This window comes from Enterobacter sp. RHBSTW-00593, from assembly GCF_013784105.1.
In the GTDB taxonomy this organism is placed as follows: domain Bacteria; phylum Pseudomonadota; class Gammaproteobacteria; order Enterobacterales; family Enterobacteriaceae; genus Enterobacter; species Enterobacter ludwigii.
In genome coordinates this window covers 1598157-1622036 of the sequence record NZ_CP056393.1, presented here as the reverse complement: position 1 = coordinate 1622036, position 23880 = coordinate 1598157, and the positions used below count along the sequence as shown (strand labels likewise).

17 protein-coding genes are annotated in these 23880 nt (G+C 54.9%); 9 read left to right on the top strand and 8 right to left on the bottom strand.

All coding sequences use genetic code 11. The features are described 5' to 3' along the window. Nucleotides 1-110: 110 nt before the first annotated feature. Genes ssuE through ssuB form a run of 5 tightly spaced genes read left to right on the top strand, consistent with a single transcriptional unit; the run spans nt 111 to nt 4351 of the window. The gene (gene ssuE / locus HV242_RS07565) at nt 111-686 is read left to right on the top strand and encodes an NADPH-dependent FMN reductase (protein WP_025204542.1); all 576 of its coding nucleotides are present in this window, start codon (nt 111-113) and stop codon (nt 684-686) included. After that, nucleotides 679-1641 (top strand): sulfonate ABC transporter substrate-binding protein, encoded by a 963-nt coding sequence (locus HV242_RS07560; protein WP_044866351.1) that lies wholly within the window; start codon nt 679-681, stop codon nt 1639-1641. The genes ssuE and HV242_RS07560 overlap by 8 nt, the downstream gene beginning before the upstream one ends. Next, nucleotides 1638-2783 (top strand): FMNH2-dependent alkanesulfonate monooxygenase, encoded by a 1146-nt coding sequence (gene ssuD / locus HV242_RS07555; RefSeq protein WP_014169416.1) that lies wholly within the window; start codon nt 1638-1640, stop codon nt 2781-2783. Before HV242_RS07560 ends, ssuD begins: the two co-directional genes overlap by 4 nt. A 9-nt stretch (nt 2784-2792) precedes the next feature. Then, nucleotides 2793-3584, top strand: a complete 792-nt coding sequence (gene ssuC / locus HV242_RS07550) for an aliphatic sulfonate ABC transporter permease SsuC (RefSeq protein ID WP_044866350.1) — start codon at nt 2793-2795, stop codon at nt 3582-3584. Then, on the top strand, nt 3581-4351 hold the full coding sequence (gene ssuB / locus HV242_RS07545) for an aliphatic sulfonates ABC transporter ATP-binding protein (protein ID WP_025204544.1): 771 nt from the start codon (nt 3581-3583) through the stop codon (nt 4349-4351). Before ssuC ends, ssuB begins: the two co-directional genes overlap by 4 nt. 43 nt (nt 4352-4394) lie before the next feature. Here the strand turns inward: ssuB and pepN are convergent, their stop codons facing one another. Next, complete coding sequence (pepN, locus tag HV242_RS07540) at nt 4395-7007, bottom strand: aminopeptidase N (RefSeq protein WP_050736582.1); 2613 nt, start codon at nt 7005-7007, stop codon at nt 4395-4397. A 255-nt stretch (nt 7008-7262) separates the two neighbouring features. Here pepN and pncB point away from each other — a divergent pair, with 255 nt between their 5' ends. The 4 genes from pncB to aspC all read left to right on the top strand — a co-directional run bounded on the left by pncB (nt 7263) and on the right by aspC (nt 13123). Beyond that, nucleotides 7263-8465, top strand: a complete 1203-nt coding sequence (gene pncB / locus HV242_RS07535) for a nicotinate phosphoribosyltransferase (protein ID WP_050736581.1) — start codon at nt 7263-7265, stop codon at nt 8463-8465. A 169-nt stretch (nt 8466-8634) separates the two neighbouring features. Beyond that, complete coding sequence (gene asnS / locus HV242_RS07530) at nt 8635-10035, top strand: asparagine--tRNA ligase (protein WP_032677806.1); 1401 nt, start codon at nt 8635-8637, stop codon at nt 10033-10035. 605 nt (nt 10036-10640) lie between these two features. Continuing rightward, entirely contained in the window at nt 10641-11747 is a 1107-nt protein-coding gene (locus tag HV242_RS07525) for a porin (RefSeq protein WP_050736580.1), read from the top strand. A 185-nt stretch (nt 11748-11932) separates the two neighbouring features. Beyond that, nucleotides 11933-13123: an aspartate transaminase gene (gene aspC / locus HV242_RS07520; protein ID WP_020884809.1), complete on the top strand. Its 1191-nt coding sequence runs from the start codon at nt 11933-11935 to the stop codon at nt 13121-13123. A 50-nt stretch (nt 13124-13173) separates the two neighbouring features. On the opposite strand, the gene HV242_RS07515 is transcribed toward aspC, so the two are convergent. The 7 genes from HV242_RS07515 to cmoM all read right to left on the bottom strand — a co-directional run bounded on the left by HV242_RS07515 (nt 13174) and on the right by cmoM (nt 23811). Continuing rightward, on the bottom strand, nt 13174-13821 hold the full coding sequence (locus tag HV242_RS07515) for an MBL fold metallo-hydrolase (protein ID WP_020884810.1): 648 nt from the start codon (nt 13819-13821) through the stop codon (nt 13174-13176). Between the two features lie 20 nt (nt 13822-13841). Further along, complete coding sequence (locus HV242_RS07510) at nt 13842-14393, bottom strand: YcbK family protein (RefSeq protein ID WP_014169403.1); 552 nt, start codon at nt 14391-14393, stop codon at nt 13842-13844. A gap of 176 nt (nt 14394-14569) precedes the next feature. Next, on the bottom strand, nt 14570-16393 hold the full coding sequence (gene ldtD, locus HV242_RS07505; protein ID WP_050736579.1) for a L,D-transpeptidase: 1824 nt from the start codon (nt 16391-16393) through the stop codon (nt 14570-14572). Between the two features lie 176 nt (nt 16394-16569). Continuing rightward, nucleotides 16570-21021 (bottom strand): chromosome partition protein MukB, encoded by a 4452-nt coding sequence (mukB, locus tag HV242_RS07500; protein WP_044866552.1) that lies wholly within the window; start codon nt 21019-21021, stop codon nt 16570-16572. Then, on the bottom strand, nt 21021-21725 hold the full coding sequence (gene mukE / locus HV242_RS07495) for a chromosome partition protein MukE (RefSeq protein WP_014169400.1): 705 nt from the start codon (nt 21723-21725) through the stop codon (nt 21021-21023). The genes mukB and mukE overlap by 1 nt, the downstream gene beginning before the upstream one ends. After that, nucleotides 21706-23028: a chromosome partition protein MukF gene (mukF, locus tag HV242_RS07490; protein WP_014169399.1), complete on the bottom strand. Its 1323-nt coding sequence runs from the start codon at nt 23026-23028 to the stop codon at nt 21706-21708. Before mukF ends, mukE begins: the two co-directional genes overlap by 20 nt. A 3-nt stretch (nt 23029-23031) precedes the next feature. Beyond that, a complete protein-coding gene (gene cmoM, locus HV242_RS07485) occupies nt 23032-23811 on the bottom strand; it encodes a tRNA uridine 5-oxyacetic acid(34) methyltransferase CmoM (protein WP_032677804.1) in 780 nt (259 codons plus the stop codon). Nucleotides 23812-23880: the final 69 nt, after the last annotated feature.

The following is a 23880-nucleotide window of genomic DNA, read 5'->3' as shown; positions in this document are numbered from 1 at the left end:
GCATTTTAATTGCAGATAAATCATTTAGTGGAATAACCGGGCAGTGTCACACTCCTGAAAATTGTTATGAATGTTAGATAAAAGCAAACAATTAGTTATAAGGAGCATGCATGCGCGTCATAACCCTGGCCGGAAGTCCACGATTCCCCTCTCGCTCCAGCGCACTGCTGGAATATGCCCGTGAAAAGCTCAATGCTCTGGATGTGGAAGTATGCCACTGGAATCTGCATAACTTCGACCCCGAGGATCTGCTCTACGCCCGTTTTGACAGTCCGGCGCTGCAAACGCTGACTGAACAGCTTAAAGGGGCTGATGGCTTAATCGTGGCGACGCCTATCTATAAAGCTTCGTTTTCCGGGGCCCTGAAAACGCTGCTCGATCTGCTGCCTGAACGTGCGCTGGACGGCAAAGTGGTTCTGCCACTGGCAACGGGCGGCACGGTGGCCCATTTACTGGCGGTGGATTATGCCCTCAAGCCGGTACTCAATGCGCTAAAAGCGCAGGAGATCCTCCACGGCGTCTTTGCCGACGACTCGCAGGTTATCGATTATCAACACAAGCCTCGCTTCACGCCGAATCTGCAAACCCGCCTCGACAGCGCCCTGGAAACCTTCTGGCATGCCCTGCACCGCAGAGATATCCACGCCCCGGCGTTTAACCCGTCACAGGGAGTCGCCCATGTTTAAAAGATTAACCCGTCTCGGACTGGCCGGGCTGTTAGCGCTCACCTCGCTGGCCCACGCGGCAGAGACGGCGCCTGAACATTTACGCATCGGCTATCAGAAAGGCAGCGTCAGTATGGTGCTGGCCAAAAGCCATCAGCTTCTGGAAAAACGCTTCCCGAAGACCACATTCTCCTGGATTGAGTTCCCTGCTGGCCCGCAAATGCTGGAAGCCCTGAATGTCGGAAGCATCGACCTCGGCAGCACCGGGGATATTCCGCCAATATTCGCGCAGGCGGCGGGGGCCGACCTGGTTTATGTCGGCGTTGAGCCGGCCAAGCCGAAGGCTGAGGTCATTCTGGTCCCTGAAAATAGCACCATTAAGACGGTCGCCGATCTCAAAGGCCACAAGGTTGCATTCCAGAAAGGCTCCAGCTCGCATAACCTGCTGCTGCGGGCCCTGCAGGAGGCCGGGCTTAAATTCACCGACATTCAACCCGTTTATTTGACGCCGGCTGATGCTCGCGCCGCTTTCCAGCAGGGCAATGTCGACGCGTGGGCTATCTGGGATCCCTACTACTCCGCAGCTTTACTGCAGGGTGGCGTGCGGGTATTAAAAGATGGCACCACGCTGAAACAAACCGGCTCGTTCTACCTCGCCGCGCGCCCGTATGCGGAAAAGAATGGCGCTTTTATTCAGGATGTTCTTAACACCTTTACTCAGGCGGATGCGCTAACGCAAAGCCAACGTCAGGAGAGCATTACCCTGCTGGCGAAAACCATGGGCTTACCTGAGCCGGTGATCGCGAGCTATCTCGATCACCGTCCACAGACCACCATTACCCCGGTGGACGCACACGTCGCTGCGCTCCAGCAGCAAACCGCAGATATCTTCTATCAAAATCGCCTTGTTCCAAAACAGGTGAATATTCGCGAACGCATCTGGCAACCCGCAGGCAAAGAAGGAACCAAATCATGAGTCTGAATCTTTTCTGGTTTTTACCCACCCACGGTGATGGACACTATCTTGGTACAGAAGAGGGTTCACGCCCGGTTGACCACGGCTATCTGCAGCAGATTGCGCAGGCAGCTGACCGAATCGGTTTTACCGGCGTACTGATCCCCACCGGACGCTCGTGCGAGGATGCGTGGCTGGTAGCCGCATCGATGATCCCCGTGACCCAACGCCTGAAGTTCCTCGTGGCACTGCGCCCGAGCGTGGTCTCCCCGACCGTCGCGGCGCGCCAGGCGGCAACGCTCGACCGGCTCTCTAACGGCCGGGCCCTGTTTAACCTGGTCACCGGAAGCGATCCGCAGGAGCTGGCGGGTGACGGCGTGTTCCTCGATCACACCGAACGCTATGAAGCGTCCGCCGAGTTCACCCGCGTCTGGCGACGTCTGTTGGAGGGGGAAACCGTCACCTTCGAAGGTAAACATATTCACGTTCGCGACGCCAGGCTCTACTTCCCGCCGGTGCAGCAGCCGCGCCCTCCTCTTTACTTCGGTGGCTCATCAGATGTGGCGCAGGATCTGGCGGCTGAACAGGTTGATCTCTACCTCACCTGGGGTGAGCCGCCCGAGCTGGTCAAAGAGAAAATTGCCCAGGTGCGCGCCAAAGCGGCAGCGCATGGTCGCAAGGTGCGCTTTGGTATTCGCCTGCATGTGATTGTGCGTGAAACCAATGAAGAAGCCTGGCAGGCGGCCGACCGGCTGATCGCGCATCTGGATGATGAGACTATCGCTAAAGCTCAGGCGGCGTTTGCGAAAACCGACTCCGTCGGCCAGCACAGAATGGCGTCATTGCACAACGGTAAGCGCGAGAATCTGGAGATCAGCCCGAACCTGTGGGCGGGCGTCGGCCTGGTGCGCGGCGGTGCGGGTACCGCGCTGGTCGGCGACGGTCCAACGGTGGCTGCGCGGATCAATGAATACGCGGACCTGGGTATCGACAGTTTTATCCTCTCCGGTTATCCGCACCTGGAAGAGGCCTACAAAGTGGGCGAGCTGTTATTCCCGCATCTGGATGTCGCCATCCCGGACGTACCGCAGCCCCGCCAGCTCCAGCTTCAGGGCGAAGCCGTGGCTAACGAGTTTATCCCGCGAAGAGCCGCACAAAGCTAAGGAGTTGCCATGTCTGCCCCCTCACAAAAATGGTTGCTACGTGCCGCCCCATGGTTTTTACCCGTTGGCATTGTGCTTGTCTGGCAACTGGCATCCTCTGCCGGCTGGCTGTCGAGCCGTATTCTGCCCTCTCCGGAGGGCGTAATAGAGGCATTCTGGTCGCTGAGCGTCAGCGGCGAACTCTGGCAGCATTTGGCCATCAGCTCATGGCGCGCGGTAATTGGTTTTTCGATTGGTGGAAGCATCGGCCTGGTACTGGGTCTGATCAGCGGGCTTTCTCGCTGGGGCGAGCGGCTGCTCGATACCTCCATTCAGATGCTGCGTAACGTGCCGCATCTGGCGCTGATCCCGCTGGTCATTTTGTGGTTTGGTATTGATGAGAGCGCCAAAATTTTTCTCGTCGCGCTGGGCACGCTGTTCCCGATTTACATTAATACCTGGCATGGGATCCGCAACATCGATCGCGGACTGGTCGAAATGGCACGCAGTTACGGCCTGTCCGGTTTTGCCCTCTTTATGCATGTGATCCTGCCGGGCGCCCTGCCCTCCATAATGGTCGGCGTGCGCTTTGCGCTCGGCCTGATGTGGCTGACGCTGATTGTGGCAGAGACCATCTCTGCAAACTCAGGGATTGGCTATCTGGCGATGAACGCCCGCGAATTTCTGCAAACGGACGTGGTGGTGGTGGCCATTATCCTCTATGCCCTGCTCGGCAAACTTGCCGACGTCAGCGCCCAGTGGCTGGAACGCAGCTGGCTGCGCTGGAATCCAGCCTATATTTCACAGGAGGCTAAAGCATGAATACTGCCCGACTGACTCAGGGTACACCGCTGCTCCTTAACGGTGTCACGAAGCGCTATGGCGAAAACACGATTCTCAACGCGCTGGATCTGCATATTCCTGCCGGACAATTTGTCGCCATTGTGGGCCGCAGCGGCGGCGGCAAGAGTACGTTGTTACGCCTTTTAGCCGGGCTGGAATCCCCCAACGGCGGCGAAATTCTGGCAGGCGCGACACCGCTGGCCACTATTCAGGATGATACCCGCATGATGTTTCAGGACGCGCGCCTGCTGCCCTGGAAAACGGTGATTGATAATGTCGGACTGGGCCTCAACGGCAACTGGCGGGATGAAGCCCGCCAGGCGCTGGCCGCCGTAGGGCTGGAAAACCGTGCGGGTGAATGGCCTGCGGCGCTCTCCGGCGGGCAGAAGCAACGCGTGGCGCTGGCGCGGGCGCTGATACATCGTCCGGGCTTGCTGCTGCTGGATGAGCCACTCGGCGCGCTCGACGCCCTGACGCGAATCGAAATGCAGGACCTGATTGCCGCACTCTGGCAAAAGCATGGCTTTACGGTGCTTCTGGTGACGCACGACGTGAGCGAAGCCGTCGCGATGGCAGACCGCGTGCTGCTAATAGAAGAAGGGAAAATCGGTCTTGATGTCACGGTCGATATTGCGCGTCCGCGCCGCGTAGGGTCGGCAAGACTGGCAGAGCTGGAGGCGGAAGTGCTGAATCGGGTGATGAAGCGCGGGGTCAGCGAGCGAGCGTTAATGACGGCTCACGGCTGACATCCTCCCTCTCCCACCGGGAGAGGGAGGATGGGTCTTTCGATCAGGCCAGTGCCTTAGCGATCTTCTCGTACAGATCGCCAGACAGGTTTTCCAGCCCTTTCAGTTGCTCAAGCGCAGCACGCATTTTCGCCTGGCGCTGTGCATCATAGCGTTTCAGACGGATCAGCGGCTCAATCAGGCGTGACGCCACCTGTGGGTTACGGCTGTTCAGCTCGGTCAACATTTCCACCATAAACTGATAACCGCTGCCATCTTCCGCATGGAACGCCGCCGGGTTGCTGCTGGCAAACGCGCCAATCAGGGAACGCACGCGGTTTGGGTTGCTCATGGTGAAGGAGCGATGCTTCAGCAGACTGCGTACATTGCTGAGGGCATCGGCCGCCGGGCTGGTGGCCTGCAGGATGAACCACTTGTCCATCACCAGACCATCCTGATGCCACTTGTCATCGTACTCCTGCATCAGCGCATCACGGCACGGCAGTTCGGCGGCAACACTTGCAGCCAGGGCTGCCAGCGCGTCGGTCATGTTGTCTGCTTCGTGATACTGCTTGCTCACCAGCGTGTTTGCCAGCTCGCGCTCACCAAAGGCCAGATAACGCAGGCAGGTGTTACGCAGGGAACGTTTACCGATGTCAGCATGTTCCACACGATAAGCGTCAAGCTTATTGGCGTTGTAGATTGCGAGGAATTCGTCTGCAAGCTCGTTCGCCAGCGTACGGGTCAGCGCTTCACGCACCGCCACAATGGCAATCGGATCGATGATGTCGAACAGTTCGGCGATTTCGCCTGCGGATGGCAACGTCAGAATTTCAGCCGCCAGCGCCGGGTCAATCTTCTCATCCAGCAGGACTGCGCGGAATGCATCCGCAACGTGAACCGGCAGCGACAGCGGCTGGCCCTGCTGATGACGATTAACGTTCAGCCTGATGTAGGTCGCCAGCAGGCTTTGCGCCGCATCCCAGCGTGAGAAGTCATTGCGCGCATGGCGCATCAGGAACGTCAGTTGCTGGTCGCTCCACTTATATTCCAGTTTCACGGGCGCAGAGAATTCACACAGCAGCGCGGGAACCGGCTGGAAATAGACGTTATCAAAGATAAAGGTCTGTTCCGCCTGGGTCACGTTCAGGACGTGGTGGACCGGATGACCGCCCTTCTGCAGCGGGATCATGTTACCCTCGTTGTCATACAGTTCAATACTGAACGGAATGTGCAGCGGGTGTTTTTCTTCCTGCTCTGCCGTTGGCGGTGTGCGCTGGCTGATGGTCAGGGTGTACTGCTCGGTTTCCGGGTTGTAGTCGTCTTTGACGGTGACAATCGGCGTCCCGGCCTGGCTGTACCAGCGGCGGAAATGGGAAAGATCGACATTAGACGCATCCTCCATCGCTTGCACAAAATCGTCGCAGGTGGCTGCGCTGCCGTCATGACGCTCGAAGTAGAGCTGCATCCCTTTCTGGAAGTTCTCTTCACCCAGCAGGGTATGGATCATACGGATAATTTCCGCCCCTTTTTCGTACACCGTCAGGGTGTAGAAGTTATTCATCTCGATGACTTTATCGGGACGGATAGGGTGTGCCATTGGGCTGGCATCTTCCGCAAACTGCAGGCCACGCATGGTGCGCACGTTGTTAATGCGGTTCACCGCACGGGAACCCAGATCGGAACTGAACTCCTGGTCACGGAAGACGGTCAGGCCCTCTTTCAGGCTCAGTTGGAACCAGTCACGACAGGTGACGCGGTTTCCGGTCCAGTTATGGAAATACTCGTGTCCGATGACGCGTTCAATATCCAGGTAATCTTTATCGGTTGCGGTATCGGTACGTGCCAGCACGTATTTGGAGTTAAAGACGTTAAGACCTTTATTCTCCATCGCGCCCATGTTGAAGAAGTCGACAGCAACGATCATATAGATGTCGAGGTCATACTCGAGGCCAAAGCGCTCTTCATCCCACTTCATGGAGTTGATAAGCGAGGTCATCGCCCATGGCGCGCGGTCCAGGTTGCCGCGGTCGACGAACAACTCCAGCGCGACGTCGCGGCCTGAACGGGTTTTGAACGTATCACGCAGCACGTCGAAATCACCCGCCACCAGCGCAAACAGGTAGCACGGTTTCGGGAACGGATCCTGCCACTGTACCCAGTGGCGACCGTTTTCCAGCTCGCCTTCACCTACGCGGTTGCCGTTGGAAAGCAGGAACGGATAGAGGGTTTTATCGGCGATGATTTTCGTTGTAAAGCGTGCCAGCACGTCCGGGCGGTCAAGATACCAGGTAATGTGGCGGAAACCTTCGGCCTCACACTGGGTGCACAGGGCGACGCCAGACTGGTAAAGCCCTTCCAGCGCCGTGTTGGCAGCCGGGCTGATTTCATTCACGATGCGCAGCGTAAAGCGTTCCGGCAGGTTGTCGATAACCAGCTGGTTGCCTTCTATTTTATAGTCAGACCATGCTTGATCATTGATCTGCACGGAGACCAGCGTCAGGTCTTCACCATCCAGACGCAGCGGCACAGCCGTCGCGCTCTGGCGCGTGAGCTGGCTTACCGCCGTGACAACGGTTTTAGTGGCATCCAGGTCAAAAGTCAGATCGATATCGCTAATCAGGTAATCCGGCGCACGGTAGTCGTGGCGGTATTTGGCTTGTGGCTGTTGTGTCATAGAAAACCTTATGCATCGTTTGTCGAATAACGAATCCAGTCTATTCCTGTTGTGTAAAACGCGCTATGCAGAATGTTCATCTTTTCAGGTACAAACACCTTTTTCGCTACATTTGTATAACACGGGGCACAAAATGCCCTCGACCATAAAGAGCGCTTATGTTGTGATCGGGGTTCAATAAATCACTAAACAAGGTATACTCCGGAGTTGTTTATTGTACTAAACGCTCCTGTGAGAGGATGCTACTGCGCACCTATGACTCAATTCGCTTCTCCTGTTCTGCATACATTGCTGGATACCGACGCGTATAAACTGCATATGCAGCAAGCCGTTTTCCACCATTACTATGACGTCCATGTCGCGGCGGAATTCCGCTGCCGTGGTGACGACTTGCTCGGTATCTACGCAGACTCCATTCGTGAACAGGTCGATGCTATGCAGCATCTGACGCTGCAGGACGACGAATATCAGTGGCTCTCTGGCCTGCCCTTCTTTAAAGCTGACTACCTGAACTGGCTGCGCGACTTCCGCTATAAGCCGGAGCAGGTGACCGTGGTCAATGATAACGGCAAGCTGGATATTCGTCTTGAAGGCCCGTGGCGTGAAGTGATCATGTGGGAAGTTCCGCTTCTCGCGGTGATCAGTGAACTGGCCCACCGCTACCGTTCGCCGGAAACCGGCGTTGAGCAGGCGGTCGCGTCGCTGGAAAATAAACTGGCCGCATTCTCAACGCTGACCGAAGGGCTGGATATGTCCCGCTTCCGCCTGATGGATTTTGGCACGCGTCGCCGTTTCTCTCGCGAAGTGCAGCTGGCTATTGTGAAGCGTCTGCAGCAGGAGCCGTGGTTCGTGGGCACCAGCAACTACGATCTGGCACGTCGTCTGGATCTGACCCCGATGGGCACCCAGGCGCATGAGTGGTTCCAGGCGCATCAGCAGATAAGCCCGGACCTGGCAAACAGCCAACGTGCCGCACTGGCCGCGTGGCTGGAAGAATATCCCAATCAACTGGGCATCGCGCTTACCGACTGTATTACGATGGACGCGTTCCTGCGTGATTTTGGCCCTGAATTTGCCGAACGTTATCAGGGATTACGCCATGATTCCGGGGATCCGGTTGAATGGGGTGAAAAGGCCATTGCCCATTACGAAAAACTGGGCATTGACCCAATGAGCAAGGTGCTGGTCTTCTCCGATAACCTCGATCTGGCGAAAGCGGTCGATCTCTATCGTCATTTCACCTCCAGAATTAACCTGAGCTTTGGGATTGGCACCCGTCTGACCTGCGACATCCCTCAGGTAAAACCTCTGAACATCGTGATAAAACTGGTGGAATGTAACGGTAAGCCGGTAGCGAAGCTCTCCGATAGCCCCGGTAAAACCATCTGCCATGACAAAGCCTTTGTGCGCGCATTACGCAAAGCATTCGATCTGCCGCAGATCAAAAAAGCCAGTTAACTGCTTTCGGGAGCCTTTCAGGCTCCCCTCTCCTCAATTTATTTCTTAATTCTTCTCTTTTGACTGCGAAATCTGCTTGTCTGATGGCGGATGCCAGGTAACATAGATATCCCCCCCAGTAAGGGTGGACAAGTGTTTATTTTTTCCGACTATTAACAGAGAGAATATTATGAGCGTTGTGCCTGTAGCCGACGTACTCCAGGGCCGTGTCGCCGTTGACCAAGAAGTCACCGTGCGCGGATGGGTGCGTACTCGCCGAGATTCTAAAGCTGGCATCTCCTTCCTTGCCGTCTATGACGGTTCCTGCTTTGATCCTGTACAGGCCGTCATTAATAATTCTCTGCCCAATTACAATGATGACGTTCTGCGCCTGACAACGGGTTGTTCCGTTATCGTAACCGGTGTTGTTGTGGCATCGCCTGGTCAGGGTCAGAGTTTCGAAATTCAGGCCTCTGCCATTGAAGTCACTGGCTGGGTTGAAGATCCCGACACCTACCCAATGGCGGCAAAACGTCACAGCATTGAATATCTGCGTGAAGTGGCGCACCTGCGTCCACGCACCAACCTGATTGGTGCGGTTGCCCGCGTGCGTCATACGCTGGCGCAGGCGCTGCATCGTTTCTTCGATGAGCAGGGTTATTTCTGGGTGTCTACTCCACTGATCACTGCGTCCGATACGGAAGGTGCGGGTGAAATGTTCCGCGTCTCTACGCTGGACATGGAAAACCTGCCGCGTACGCCAGAAGGTAAAGTGGACTATGACAAAGACTTCTTCGGTAAAGAGGCCTTCCTGACGGTTTCTGGTCAGCTCAACGGTGAAACTTACGCCTGCGCGCTGTCCAAAATCTACACCTTTGGTCCTACCTTCCGTGCAGAAAACTCCAACACCAGCCGTCACCTGGCGGAATTCTGGATGCTGGAGCCTGAAGTGGCGTTCGCAGATCTGGATGATGTCGCGGGTCTGGCAGAAGCGATGCTGAAATATGTCTTCAAAGCGGTGCTGGAAGAGCGTCCTGACGACATGAAATTCTTCGCAGAGCGTGTCGACAGCGATGCTGTCGCACGTCTGGAACGTTTCGTCTCGGCAGATTTCGCGCAGGTGGACTACACCGACGCGGTGGCCATCCTCGAGAAATGCGGTGAGAAGTTTGAGAACCCGGTTTACTGGGGCGTTGACCTGGCTTCTGAGCACGAGCGTTACCTGGCTGAGAAGCACTTCAAAGCACCGGTTGTGGTGAAAAACTACCCGAAAGATATTAAGGCCTTCTATATGCGCCTTAACGAAGACGGTAAAACCGTTGCGGCGATGGACGTCCTGGCACCGGGCATTGGTGAAATCATCGGTGGTTCTCAGCGTGAAGAGCGTCTTGACGTACTGGACGCACGCATGGAAGAGATGGGCCTTAATCCTGCGGATTACAGCTGGTATCGCGATTTACGCCGTTACGGTACCGTCCCGCATGCCGGTTTTGGTCTGGGCTTTGAGCGTCTGATCGCCTATGTCACCGGTGTTCAGAACGTCCGTGACGTTATTCCATTCCCACGCACACCGCGTAACGCCAGTTTCTAATCGACTGAATAACAAATGGCCAGCAATTGCTGGCCATTATTTTATTCTGCATTGTCAGTTTTCGTCAGCGCAAAGTCAGCATTTTTAAACCACAACCCCGTTACAACCACTACCTGTTACGTTTTGTTTCCACGAAACATCTACGCACAAAAAATAAACCCCACTCTTATTGCGCTTATTGCAATCTGAAGCAATAGCACAAAATTCAACCAGCTTTACAGCCATCCAGAAGTCTTTTTCGGGTCATAAGAAAAAATGAGCCGTTTGGCTTCTGTTTATACGAATTGCCTTTATCTAAATTAATTATAAGCTTTTCATATAGATATCAAAGTATCTGCCGTTTAATTCGCCAGTGGACGCTGAAATTTGAGGTGGTTCACAAAGTTCCGAAAAATACACATTTAGTTACACATGATTTCTTTTTGTAACTTAATCTTGAGAATTGTAGCACTTTCAGGCTAGCGAAACGGTTCTATGAATGGAAAGATGCCTGTCAGATACATAAAGACACCTAACTCTCATCAATAGTTCCGGAAATATTTATTGACAGAATTTATTGACGGCAGTGGCGAGTGTCATAAAAAAACCAATGAGGGTAATAAATAATGATGAAGCGCAATATTCTGGCAGTGGTAATCCCTGCCCTGCTGGTAGCCGGTGCAGCTAACGCTGCAGAAATCTATAACAAGAACGGCAACAAACTGGACTTCTACGGGAAAGTTAACGCCGAGCACGATTTCGTGACCTCTGGCGATAACACGAATAACAACGACGCTACCTACGCGCAGATCGGTTTCAAAGGTGAAACTCAGATCAACGACCAACTGACCGGTTATGGCCAGTGGGAATACCGTTTCATGGCTAACCAGGCTGAGAACACTGCTCAGGCGAACAAAAACCGTCTGGCTTTCGCGGGCCTGAAAGCGGGTGACGCTGGCAGCATCGACTATGGTCGTAACTACGGTATCGTTTATGACGTTGAGTCATACACCGATATGGCGCCGTCCTTCTCAGGTATGACCTGGGGCGGTAACTACGTTGATAACTTTATGACCAGCCGTGGCACTGGCCTGCTGACCTATCGTAACAGCGATTTCTTCGGTCTGGTTGACGGTCTGAGCATGGGCGTACAGTACCAGGGTAAAAACGACCGTGCTGACGTTAAAACCTCTAACGGTGACGGCGTAGGTTACTCCCTGGGTTACGACTTCGGCGAAGGCTTCGGTGCAATCGCATCTTACAGCAACGCTAACCGTACTCTGAACCAGAAGGCTGATGGTCAGGGTGACAAAGCTGAAGCATGGGGTGTTGGTCTGAAATACGACGCTAACAACCTGTACCTGGCAACCACCTATGCAGAAACCCGTAACACCACCCGTACCGGTTCTAGCGGTGATGCTGGTTTTGCTAACAAAACTCAGAACTTCGAAGTGGTTGCTCAGTACCAGTTTGACTTCGGCCTGCGTCCAGCCATCTCCTACGTGCAGACCAAAGGTAAAGACCTGGCTGCCGTCGGCGGCTTCAGCGGTGGCGATGCAGACCTGGCTAAATTCATCCAGGTGGGTACCACTTACTACTTCAACAAAAACTTCAACGTGTGGGCTGACTACTACATCAACCTGCTGGACAAAGACACCGACTACGCGAAAGCGGTTGGCGGTCTGAACGGCAACGACGATATGGCAGCTGTGGGTGTGACCTACCAGTTCTAATCAGTACACCACTTTGTTATATGCTTAATGAACAGGGCTTCGGCCCTGTTTTTTTTATGTCTGATAGCAAAAAATGGCGACTTTTGAAAAGCCGCACGCTTTTTGTCGCAAACGGTTGGCATTTTGTAAATCTACCGTTAACCTGATAGCGGATTTCACTTCTGTAATCACAATGGAACTTCGTCATGTTTGAGAACATTACCGCCGCTCCTGCCGACCCTATTTTGGGCCTGGCCGATCTGTTTCGTGCCGACGACCGCCCTGGTAAAATCAACCTGGGTATTGGTGTATATAAAGATGAAACCGGCAAAACCCCGGTGCTGACCAGCGTTAAAAAAGCTGAGCAGTATCTGCTGGAAAATGAAACCACCAAAAATTACCTCGGTATTGATGGTATCCCTGAATTTGGTCGTTGCACTCAGGAACTGCTGTTCGGCAAAGGCAGTGCAATTGTGAGCGACAAGCGTGCGCGTACAGCACAGACTCCTGGCGGTACCGGCGCGCTGCGCGTCGCGGCGGATTTCCTTGCGAAAAACACCTCTGTTAAGCGTGTCTGGGTGAGCAACCCAAGCTGGCCAAACCACAAGAGCGTATTCAACTCTGCAGGCCTGGAAGTACGCGAATATGCTTACTACGACGCGGCTAACCACTCTCTGGACTTCGACGGTCTGCTGGCCAGCCTGAACGAGGCTCAGGCGGGTGATGTGGTGCTGTTCCACGGCTGCTGCCACAACCCAACCGGTATTGATCCAACGCTGGAACAGTGGGAACAGCTGGCGAAGCTCTCCGTAGAAAAAGGCTGGCTGCCGCTGTTTGACTTTGCATACCAGGGCTTCGCCCGTGGTCTGGAAGAAGACGCGGAAGGCCTGCGCGCTTTTGCTGCCGTGCATCAGGAACTGATCGTGGCAAGCTCTTACTCCAAGAACTTCGGTCTGTACAATGAGCGTGTCGGTGCCTGTACGCTGGTTGCGGCGAACACTGAAACCGTTGATCGTGCATTCAGCCAGATGAAATCCGTGATCCGCGCTAACTACTCTAACCCGCCTGCACACGGTGCCTCTGTCGTTGCGACTATCCTGAGCAACGATGCACTGCGCGCTATCTGGGAACAAGAGCTGAACGATATGCGTCAGCGTATTCAGCGCATGCGTCTGCTGTTTGTGAACACCCTTGCGGAGAAAGGCGCTGACCGTGACTTCAGCTTTATTATTAAGCAGAACGGTATGTTCTCTTTCAGCGGCCTGACCAAAGAACAGGTTCTGCGTCTGCGTGAAGAGTTTGGCGTCTACGCCGTGGCGTCTGGCCGCGTCAACGTTGCAGGCATGACCCCAGACAATATGGCGCCGCTGTGCGAAGCCATCGTCGCCGTGCTGTAAATTGCCCCCATAAAAAAAGCCTGCATAATGCAGGCTTTTTTTTATTCTGGTTACCAGACAGGCATTTCGTCCTGAAGGAACGGGTTATGGAGTCGTTCATAACCCAGCGTCGACATCGGACCGTGTCCAGGGATAAACGTCACATCATCGCCCAGCGGCAACAACTTCTGTTTAATCGACTGAATCAGCTGTCCGTGGTCGCCACGTGGAAAATCGCTGCGTCCTACGCCACCTTTGAAAATCACATCGCCGGAAATCAGCAGACGGGACTGGTCATCAAAGAAGACAATATGGCCTGGCGTATGCCCAGGACAATGCAACACCTGTAAAGTCACATTCCCTACGTTAACGCGCTCTCCTTCATTTAGCCAGCGATCGGGCGTCAGGGGCAGACACTCATCAAGGCCAAACATGCGGCTCTGGGCTGGTAAACCCTGCAGCCAGAACTCATCTTCTTTTTCCGGACCGATCACAGGCACACCGAAGTGCTGTGCCAGCTCCGCCGCCGCACCAACATGATCAAGATGACCATGCGTCAGTAAAATCTGCATCAGCGTGACACCGCTATCAGCGACTTCCTGCTTGATTTTCTCAGCGTCACCGCCGGGATCGACAAGCGCGGCTAGTTTGGTTTGCTCACACCAGATTAATGAACAATTCTGGGAGAATGCAGTAACCGGAATAATACGATAGTTCATACTGCTCCTGTGTTTCGTTATTACCAGTGCCGGACCGGACCGGTATCAATATGCACAAAGTTGCTACTTGGGTAATATCCTACACCACCTGCGCGCATAGATAACGCAGCTTTGCGAATATTGGCTAACGAAACGCCTTCAATATGGAAATCCATTGCCTGTCCCTTCGTGTGATAGCTTTTTTTCGCTACCCCACGGCTGTGGGCGCGCAGTTCATTATTGGTATCAACAGAGCGATAACCAGAAATAAGCTGCACTGGCTTGCTGGTACCCAGCAGGCCCTGAAGGCGGAATAACTGATCAAACAGTCCTGGGTCGATGGCTTTTATTTTATTCGCGCGGAAATCACGGAAAAAATGGTTAAGTCTTGCTAATTCATCCTGAATATAGCCTCTGCCATCGAAGAACTCCGCTTTTAACGACTCACCGGTGTGGAGATTGTTGAGCGTTAAAACTCGCGGACGAGGTGTCGAGAGGGTGGCAAATGCTGGCGTCGGCAAGATGGCCGCTGCGCCGAGCGCAACACCACCTAACGCCAGCAGTTTGCGGCGATTAGCGTCAAATTTGTCCATGATAATCAGGTCTACAGGTCAATGTTTATCGTAAATATGCTTAGCGCACGAAGGGCACCTTAACTGGCAAAGCCGACTACGTCAAGGCACCCAACCCCAGTAAATACGCGGCCTCCAGCCATATAGCCCCGTATTCACCATTACTTACGACAACCTATTTTCCCGAACTGCTTCATTTACCTGATTAATTGTTCAGCTTTTGGCAAAATTTGTGCGCCGGATCGCGCCGTGAGATCATAATTGTAAATATCTGTACGATACTGCGTCCGCCCGTCCTCACCCACAAACGCCGTCAGATAATAAAGATTGACCGGAATATTATGGCGAATATTAACGTAACGCGTATCCCCCTGCTTCAGGGCGTCAGAGATGCGCGTATCGTTCCAGCCTGCATCCTGCAACAGCATATTAGCCAGCTCCGAGGCTTTATTGACACGCACACAGCCTGAACTCAGCGCGCGGGTATCTTTCTGGAACAGATTGTGGTTCGGCGTATCGTGCAGATAGATAGCATCTGAACTCGGCATATTGAACTTGTAGCGTCCGAGCGAGTTATGCGCACCGGGTGCCTGCTGGAACCGGAATGGCAGATTAGACGCGGTAATGGTTGACCAGTCGACCATATAGGGGTCTATCGCCTCTTTGCTGTTCCAGCCGCGCATCACTGTATAGCCATGGCGTTCCAGGTAACCCGGATCGTTCCAGACCTTGGGCAGAATGTCTTTACGTGCCAGCGTCGGCGGTACGTTCCACGGCGGGTTAACCACCACGTTGTTCAGTGCACTGCTCATCATCGGCGTTTTGCGATCGGGGCGTCCCACAATCACGCGTGACGCCAGCACTTCACTGCCGTTCTGATAATAGACCAGCGAATACGCCGGAATATTCACCATGATGCCGGTAGAGAGGGTCCCTGGCAGCAAGCGTAAACGCTGGATATTGAGCGCCAGCACCCCTGCACGCTGCGCAGGTGAGACGTTCAGCCAGTCGCGCGTTGACTGGCCAATCACGCCATCAGCACCCAGCCCCTGAGCAGCCTGAAACTGCTTAACCGCTGCAACCAGCTCCCGATCGTAGGCCGCAGGCTTATCACTCAGAACGGCGGCTTTTTTCTCTTTCACCGGGGCTGACGGGCTGACAACGACGCTTTGCGCATCGTCACCCGGCAGGGCAATTTTAGGCCCGCTATCCAGAATACCGGAGCGTTTGAGGATCTCACGCAGGGCAGGCACATCGCTGCTCCACTGTCCAGGACGCAGCGTCGCGGTACCACGCATCTGCGGCCATGGACGTGAATCCCCGACCAGTTCCAGAAGCGACTGATGCATGGTCGCGTATTGCGGATGTGCCGGCGCGAGGCTCGCAATAAAGCGCGGCAGATCGCCACTATCCAGCGCCAGTTGCCACTGGTTAATTACCGACAGTGCCGGAGTCGCCAGCTTGTAAGGCTTATCGCTGTACAACCAACGGTTACCATTGACCGGAATACCGGCCACAAACTGGAGATACCCCATCATGGCATCGGAAAGCACCACGTCCCGCGCCAGCCCGGTGACAGCAGGATCGGTTAAGAGCTCAACCCATTTTGTGAACTGCGGCTGGAACCCTGCAATGGCGACTTCTGCCAGCTGTTGCTGGAAGGCGCGCACGGCATCACGGTTTTCCCACATGGGTTTCATGTCACGCGCCGCATAGAGCAGCGTGAGCTGGCTGGTATAGACAGGCGTGTAGCCTGCTGGCAGCCCAGACAGCAGCTGCTGGCGAAGCGATTCCGCGTCGATGCCTTCTGGCAACGGTTTAATACCGGCCATGATGGCCGTCGCAGGAGACTGCTCCAGCGGTTGAGACAGCGACGTTGGCTGTGTGCCAGTCGTTGCTGTGCTGTCAGTCGGCACAATTTCAGGCTCGTCGGCCTGAGCGATTAACAGTGGAGCAAACGTCACTGCCAGGCATAAACTTAGCGCAGACAGCTGACGACCACATTTTTTCTTTAGCAACATCCCTTGCCCCCTGTTTTCACGACATGCCCATCACGTTGGGGCTTTCTTTTATTATAGGGTGACGGCAAACCTGTTGCCTTACCTTATGTAAAGAAGTTTAAAGATAACGCAGCCTTAAACACAAGTTAAGCGAAAAAAAAGCGGCGCTGGTGCGCCGCTCACGGTTAGAAAACGCCTCAGGACGCGTCTGCCGTTGTTTCCGGTAAGGATTCTGGCGGCTGTGGGGCAAAACCGCGTAACCCGACCACGTGAACGTGTTCGGTATTCTGGAATACCTTACGCACCAGTTTATACGTGGTGCCTTTCTCAGGACTGATGTTCTCCGGCGCTGCGATAATGAGCTGCATATCAAGACGCTCACAGAGTTCAAACAGCGTGGCAATTGAGCGGGCGTCAAGACGCGCAGCTTCATCCAGGAACAGCAGTCGACATGGGGAGATATCTTTGCCGCGCAGACGACGCGCCTCATCTTCCCAGCTCTGGACCACCATCACCAGAATCGACATCCCGGTACCGATAGCTTCACCGGTAGAGAGTGCACCGGACTCCGCACGGAGCCAGCCGTCTGAACCACGGTTAACCTCCACTTCCATTTCCAGGTAGTTACGGTAATCCAGGAGCTCTTCACCAATGGTTTGCGGCGTGCGTTGCCCCATGTCAATCTGCGGATTAAGGCGCTGATACAGTTTCGCCAGCGCTTCGGAGAAGGTTAGACGGTTGCTGTTGAACAGATCCTGATGCTGTTCGTGCTGTTCAGACAACACTTCCAGCAGCGTCGAGTGCGCTTCACGCACGTTCACGTTCAGACGCACGCTGTTTACCTGACCAAACGATACGCTCTGCAAGCCCTGGTTCAGCTGGCGAATTCGGTTCTGCTCGCGCTGGATGGTTTTACGGATGATATTCGCCACGCTGCGGGAACTGATAGCCAGTTTCTGCTCGCGGGAGGTCAGCTCTTCCGTCAGGCGGCCCAGTTCGATTTCCATCTGCTCAATGGCTTCGACCGGATCGTCGGTACGAATGATGTCCTGACGAATACGCTCACGCAGGTGCTGATAAACGGCTACGAAGAACTGGATCTTACGCTCAGGGCGTTTCGGATCTTCGGACATACGCAGCACATCGCGCAGGTGTTCGTTATCCGCCACCGCCAGACGCAAGGCACCCAGCGCCTTATCCGACATAGAGCGCAGTTCATCCGCAGAGAGATAGGCCAGCTCGCGACGATGCAGACGGCGTTCAACGTTATTGTCTTTCACCATCCGCATGACGGCGCACCAGCCCGCCTTCGCGGTCACGACCTGCTCACGCATTTCGTGATAATCACGCTCCAGCTTGCGCAGGCGACGAGTCAGGTTATCCATTTCCGCTTCACAGAAGGTCAGCGCTTTTTCCAGCTGATTACGACGTGCGCGGTTATTACTGAGCTGCGCATGCAGTTCATCGCGACGGATACGCGCCCGCTCTTCTGCTCCGCTGTCAGCACGGACGCCAATGTCCTGTAACTCTTTCTGAAGATCGTTTAACAGCTCTTTCTTGGTGTCGAAGGAGCTTTTCAGCGAGGCCAGGACCTGATTGTACTGGTTCAGCTGTGCCGAGTGGCTACGCATCGCGTCACGGGCGCGAGTACGTTCCGCTTCAGCCTGTTCAAGGCGCTGACGCAGCTTCTCATTGAGATCGCTGTTACCGCTCAGCATCTCCGCGGAATCGGAGTAGCCGAAGTGGGCCCGGCGCTGCACCACTTCCGTCAGGGCAAACGCCTGCTGGCGCGCTTCGCGCTGCACATGCTGCGACCAGGCGTAATCTTCTTTTAACTGCTCGAACTGCTCCGGATCGCTCTGCAACACGGAGACCATTGGTTCGAGCTTCGCCAGCTGATTACCGTACTGCTGAACAAAACGTGCCGCTTCCTGAGCTTCATCCAGACGTTCCTGAATCTCATCCACGCGGTCAGCCAGCGTGTCATCTGCCAGCAGATTCAGGCGAGGCAGGATGCGGTTAAGGGCCGCAACGCCCTCTTTCGCCTGTTCGAACTGAACGCGGCTTTGCTGGTTGTCATTTTCATGGTTTGAGATCGCACGCTCAAGCTCGCCACGACGGGTGTTGAGCTTGCGAATTTCGGCTTCCGGGTCAGCTTCAAACGCCACGCCCAGATGGCTGCCGATAAAGCGGCTGAACGCCTGATGAAGACGCTGGGTTTTCTGCACGTCAAACGACAGGGTCGCAAAACGTTCAGACAGCGTCTCACGCTCGGCGTGCAGACTTTCAATCCGGTTTTCACGCGCTGCGCGACCAAACAGCGGAAGCTCAGGGAAGCGAGAATAACGCCACTGACGATCGGCGATTTTGACGACAACCGCTTTTTCCAGCTCATCGACGCTGAATACGCTGTCATCGAACGACTGCGGATCCCCTTCGATTAAATAGAGGTCTTCCGGGCAATCTTCCAGCCCTGCCAGCTGGTCAGCAATCAGCGACAGATCCGGGACCACAATCGCGTTACGTGATGGGCCATACAGGGCTGAGAAGTACGGCGCATCGTCCAGACCGACATCGTCATAGATTTCGGACAACAGCACGCCGCCAAAACGTTCAGCCAGGGCGTTCAGACGTGAGTCTTCCGAACCACCAGGCTGGCTTAAACGCTCAATCTCTTCATCGATCTCACGTTTACGGGCGCCGACTTCATCGCGCTCAACAATCGCCTCGCGCTCGCGCTCCAGCAGCTGTTGCAGATATTCGGTCACATCCTGGCTGGACTCAAACTGTTCGCCGCACTGTTCACTGAGCTGATTCAGGCTGCTTTGGGCAGCCAGCCAGACTGGTGCACGCTGCAGCAGCACCTTAGAACGGGACTGCAGCTGTTCCATCTCCTGGCGCAGCGTCATGCGCTGTTCACTGGCGTTGGATACGGAATCGGAAAGCGCAGCAATACGCGCTTCGAGCTCCTGATGCAGAGCTTCAAGATCGTCGAAATCGTAATTTTTGCCCTGGCGCTTACAGAACTCCGCCAGCATACGCTCGGCTTCCTGCTGTTCGCGAAGACGCTGTTCCAGTTCGTTCAGGCGCATACGCAGCGGCTGAACCTGCTCGGCCAGATGGCGCTGGTTCACACCGTCGCGCAGCAGTTCACGGGCAACTTCCCACGCTTCGTTACGCGCAAGCGGTCCGTTAATTGCCACAACCAGCTGGTACGCTTGCTCAAACTGACTGTGCGCCGTTTGCGCGACGCTCATCTTCTGTTCAAGCGAGAGCAGTTTCTCGGTCGCTTCCTGCTCTTTGGCCTGGAAGGTATCCAGCCACTGGTCAGCGCTTTCCGGGGTGAGGTCAGGCAGATGACACAGCTCTTTTGCACGCTGTAACGCCTGAAGTGCCTGGGTATACTGAATTGCACGCGTCTGCTGCACGTCCAGCGCCTGCTGGTAATCGGCCAGCTGATTTTTCAGCTCATCCACTTCCAGCTCGGCGGCCTCGGCACGTGCTTCGTTCTCTTCCTGCATGTCGGCAGCTTCCGCCACCACTTCATTTTGCTCTTCGAGACGAATTTGCAGCTCATCGAGATCCGCTTCGTAGCGCTCGATCTTCTCCTGCTGACGCAGGGCGGTCTGCACCAGGTTCAGGTGATCGCTGGCCGCCTGGTAATCGGCTTCCAGATCGCCTTCGGCACCGTTGTGCTCGCCCAGTTCACGCGCCATTTCGACGTGCTTATACTGCTCAGCCACCAGCTGTTTACGGGAGGTAAACAGCTCGCGGCGGTACTCTAACGCCTGATCGAGATGGACACGACGTTCATTGGCGTGACGCATATAGTCCGCCGCCACGTAGTTGGTGGCCTCGCTAATCAGGTGCTTAAACAGGTCACGGTCAGACTGCGTCACGCGAATGGCTTCGAGCGTCATGCGGTTTTCACGCAGCGCGGCTTCCATATCCTGGAAGGCCTTACGCACGCCGCTGTTTTCCGGTAACAGGTAGTCGCGCAGGGAGCGGGTAATGGCGCTGGAGATACCACCGTACAACGATGCTTCGATCAAACGGTAGTATTTGCTACGGTCAGACGCACTGCGCAGACGGCGCGCCACAACGCCCAGATCGAACATCAGGGAGTGGTAATCCGTAATGGAGTTGAACTGCTTGAACTGCACGCCTTCGATGGTTTCGAGCTTATCTTTCAGCTCCTGCAGCGTCAGCACGCGCGCCTGACGCTCATTCAGGGTTTCCGTCAGCAGCGCTGTGGGCTGCATGGAGGTTGGCAGACCCTGGATGGCAAACGGTTTAATGTCCACTTTACGGTCACGGCCTGCGACCTGCTGCAGACGTACCCCCACCACCACACGCTGATGTCGGGAGTTAATGACGTCCAGTACCGAATAACAGACGCCTGCTTTGAGTTTGCCGTGCAGGCCTTTATCGCGAGAGCCGCTGGTCGCCCCCGCTTCGGTGGTGTTACGGAAATGGAGCAGCGTCAGATCGGGGATCAGTGCCGTAACAAACGCCGCCATGGTGGTGGATTTACCCGCACCGTTACCACCGGAGAGCGTCGTAACCAGCTCATCCAGATCGAACGTCCGGGCAAAGAAGCCGTTCCAGTTAATCAGCGTTAGTGAGCGAAATTTACCGCGTTCAATCATTACTCTTCCTCCCCGCTATCCGGCAGATTCTCTTCATGCTCATCATCGAGCTGCAAATGGTTTTCCACCGGCATCGCTTCACCGTCGCGGATCATGCGAAGCTGCGCTTCACGCGCATCGTCGCCCGCACGCACATCGGCGCCGAAGCGGAAGACAGATTCCGTGATGCGGAATTTGCTGCTGTCATGGCCCATAAACCAGACCATGCCCAGACGACGCAGACGGTTAAGGGAAGAGCGAACTTTTTCCTGCAATTTCTGGCGGTCAAGATCCGAGCCGGTGGAGCGGTTGTTCACCAGCTTAAGCAGCTTGCTCTCATCCGCCAGCGCCAGCAGCTCGTCGTAAAGCTCCTGCTGGGTGAAGATGCCTTCATTTGCCAGACGCTCCGGGCTGAGATAGAGGTAGCAAAGAATTTTGCCGACCATCATATCCAGCTCAGAGAGCACGGAACGCGGAATCAGGGTTGTGGAACGTGGACGCAGGTAGAAAAACCCTTCCGGTGCGCGGATAAGCTCCACGTTATAGCGGGCGTAAAACTCTTCCAGGTACTCCTGGAAGTCCATCAAAAAGGCGTGATTGTCCAGCTCGTCTAAGCCAATGTGACGACCGGCACGCAGTTGGCTGTCCAGCGCCGGAAACAACGGATTCGCCAGCGCCTGTGCCAGCTTAACTGGCATCACTTGTTCAATATTTGTCAATGACATGCGCCTGTACCTTGGCTCCGTAATCGTTAATCGGCTGCCACTTCGGCGGCAGCCCGGTGAAATCTGCTTGTGCGACGCCCAGACGCACGGCCTGGTCTACCACGATGCGGGCGATGTCGAAGTGGCGCGCGCGAGGATATTGCGCCAGATAGTCGCGCACCACGAGCCCAAGATCCAGCGGCACTTGTCTGGTTTTGTAGACAGCGAGCTGTTCTTCGATCATCGCCGCAAGTTGCTCACGAATTTCGTTGAACTCTTCATATTCCAGATCCGGTGGCAGTTCACCGGTCACTTCTTCATCGCGCAGAGCCATCTCTTCGTCGCGCATATCCAGCAGACGATCGGCGCTGGCGTAAGTCAGCGCCCATGGCGCATCGAAATAGGTCTGTACCGACTGGCGCAGACGCTGAGCAAAGACGCGGTTTTTATCCATATCGATCGCGGTACGGATAAATTTATGCACGTGACGGTCATAACCGATCCACAGGTCAATCGACTGCTGACCCCAGCTGATAATACGATCGAGTTTGCTCTGCAGATCGAACACCAGACGGTCAATAAAATGCAGATCGTCATGGGCCATGGTCGCATCCTGGATGCGCAGCAGGTTCGCCTGAAGCTTATCCCCTGCCGCTTCCAGCGTATCCTGCAGTTCACGCAGCGTACCCGAGGTTTCCGACAGCAACATTTCACAGCTGGAGATGGCCGCACGCCAGTCTTTATTCAGCAACTGTGCGATATCGTCTTTTACCTGTTGCTGCTGTTCATCCATCAGACGCTGGGTCAGATCGATGCTGTCGAAAATCTCTGCCACCGAATATTTCAGCGGCGCATAGACGTTACGGTGCCAGTGGAATTCGTCACCGTTTTCATCCGCTGCATCGGCGGCGCGCTTAAGTTCACCCGCCACAATCGAGAGCTGCATGGAAAGACGCAGCGTGGAAAATTCACGCTGGCGGATGTAGTAATCGGTGATGCCGATACCCAGTGGCGTCAGACGATAGATGGCGTTTCCTTCCGCCTGCTCGCTGGTAAAGCGGTTCAGCAGACGTTGACGCACCATATCGTTGATTGCGTTGTTGGCACGCACGCTAATGGTTTCGCTGGTTTGCTCAAACGCATCACTGACATGGCGGAACGCATCCACCAGTTCACCCTCGCTCATTTCGCCATCCAGCCGTTCGCCGTTCAGCGTGGCAACCGCCAGCAGGAAAGAGAGTCTGTCTACCGGCAGCGAGATGGAGAAATCGTTTTTCCTGGCCCAGGCAACCAGTTCGGGGACTGTCTGGGAAAATTCACTCATAGGTTATCCTTGCATCTGCGGCTTGTGCGCGGTGACGTGAATATAGCGGCCAAGACTGACAAAAGGTTCCTGACGGCAATACCGCGTTTCTAATTCTGTTAAGGTGTCAAAACAGTCACGCTGTTTGTGTTTTTCACGCAGATAATCATGAAACACCCTGACGCCCGTTTTCCCGGTTATCTGCCAGCCAATCTCTTCCAGCCAGCCATACACCTGCTGTGGATCGCGCGGATAATCCGGGGAAAGCGTGCGTTTTTTCTTTTTTGGCATCCCGACCTGAACATAGTCGAAGTTACCCGCAACCATGTTGTGCATCAGGAAGCCGTTAGCATTGTAGAACATCAGTGACAGCGTACCGCCCGGGCGCAACATCGACCACAGGGTGCGTAACACGCTTTGCGGATCGGCAACCCACTCCAGCACTGCATGAAACAATATCAGATCAACCTGGGTTTCCAAATGCTGTGCGATGTCCTGAGCGGCGCATTGTATAAAATGCATGTTGTCGCTCACACCTTTCTCTTCTGCGGCACGCGTCGCACGCGCGATCATCTCAGCAGAAAGATCGCAAAGCGTTACGTGATGACCGCGCTGGGCCATTTTGATAGCCGTCTGCCCTTCACCGCCGCCAGCGTCCAGCACGCGCAACGTTTGCCCCTCAAACGAGGCCAGGATGTTGTCCAGATCCTGCCAGAGGATCGTCTGACGCAACTGCCCTTTCGTGGTGCCATAAATGTTGCGCGAAAACTTTTCCGCGATGTCATCAAAATTGCGATCCCGCATTGGGAGAGTTCCACTCGCTAACTGCAAAACCGCTATTTTGTCACACCCGCGCGGAGAATGAACCTCTCT

What these genes read in the sequence shown, in the direction of transcription:
- HV242_RS07525 (WP_050736580.1), top strand. Translation starts at nt 10,641, where the DNA reads ATGATGAAGCGCAATATTCTGGCAGTGGTAATCCCTGCCCTGCTGGTA.
- HV242_RS07510 (WP_014169403.1), bottom strand. Translation starts at nt 14,393, where the DNA reads ATGGACAAATTTGACGCTAATCGCCGCAAACTGCTGGCGTTAGGTGGT.
- HV242_RS07515 (WP_020884810.1), bottom strand. Translation starts at nt 13,821, where the DNA reads ATGAACTATCGTATTATTCCGGTTACTGCATTCTCCCAGAATTGTTCA.
- mukE (WP_014169400.1), bottom strand. Translation starts at nt 21,725, where the DNA reads ATGTCATTGACAAATATTGAACAAGTGATGCCAGTTAAGCTGGCACAG.
- ldtD (WP_050736579.1), bottom strand. Translation starts at nt 16,393, where the DNA reads ATGTTGCTAAAGAAAAAATGTGGTCGTCAGCTGTCTGCGCTAAGTTTA.
- mukB (WP_044866552.1), bottom strand. Translation starts at nt 21,021, where the DNA reads ATGATTGAACGCGGTAAATTTCGCTCACTAACGCTGATTAACTGGAAC.
- mukF (WP_014169399.1), bottom strand. Translation starts at nt 23,028, where the DNA reads ATGAGTGAATTTTCCCAGACAGTCCCCGAACTGGTTGCCTGGGCCAGG.
- asnS (WP_032677806.1), top strand. Translation starts at nt 8,635, where the DNA reads ATGAGCGTTGTGCCTGTAGCCGACGTACTCCAGGGCCGTGTCGCCGTT.
- ssuC (WP_044866350.1), top strand. Translation starts at nt 2,793, where the DNA reads ATGTCTGCCCCCTCACAAAAATGGTTGCTACGTGCCGCCCCATGGTTT.
- ssuB (WP_025204544.1), top strand. Translation starts at nt 3,581, where the DNA reads ATGAATACTGCCCGACTGACTCAGGGTACACCGCTGCTCCTTAACGGT.
- aspC (WP_020884809.1), top strand. Translation starts at nt 11,933, where the DNA reads ATGTTTGAGAACATTACCGCCGCTCCTGCCGACCCTATTTTGGGCCTG.
- ssuD (WP_014169416.1), top strand. Translation starts at nt 1,638, where the DNA reads ATGAGTCTGAATCTTTTCTGGTTTTTACCCACCCACGGTGATGGACAC.
- cmoM (WP_032677804.1), bottom strand. Translation starts at nt 23,811, where the DNA reads ATGCGGGATCGCAATTTTGATGACATCGCGGAAAAGTTTTCGCGCAAC.
- pepN (WP_050736582.1), bottom strand. Translation starts at nt 7,007, where the DNA reads ATGACACAACAGCCACAAGCCAAATACCGCCACGACTACCGTGCGCCG.
- pncB (WP_050736581.1), top strand. Translation starts at nt 7,263, where the DNA reads ATGACTCAATTCGCTTCTCCTGTTCTGCATACATTGCTGGATACCGAC.
- ssuE (WP_025204542.1), top strand. Translation starts at nt 111, where the DNA reads ATGCGCGTCATAACCCTGGCCGGAAGTCCACGATTCCCCTCTCGCTCC.
- HV242_RS07560 (WP_044866351.1), top strand. Translation starts at nt 679, where the DNA reads ATGTTTAAAAGATTAACCCGTCTCGGACTGGCCGGGCTGTTAGCGCTC.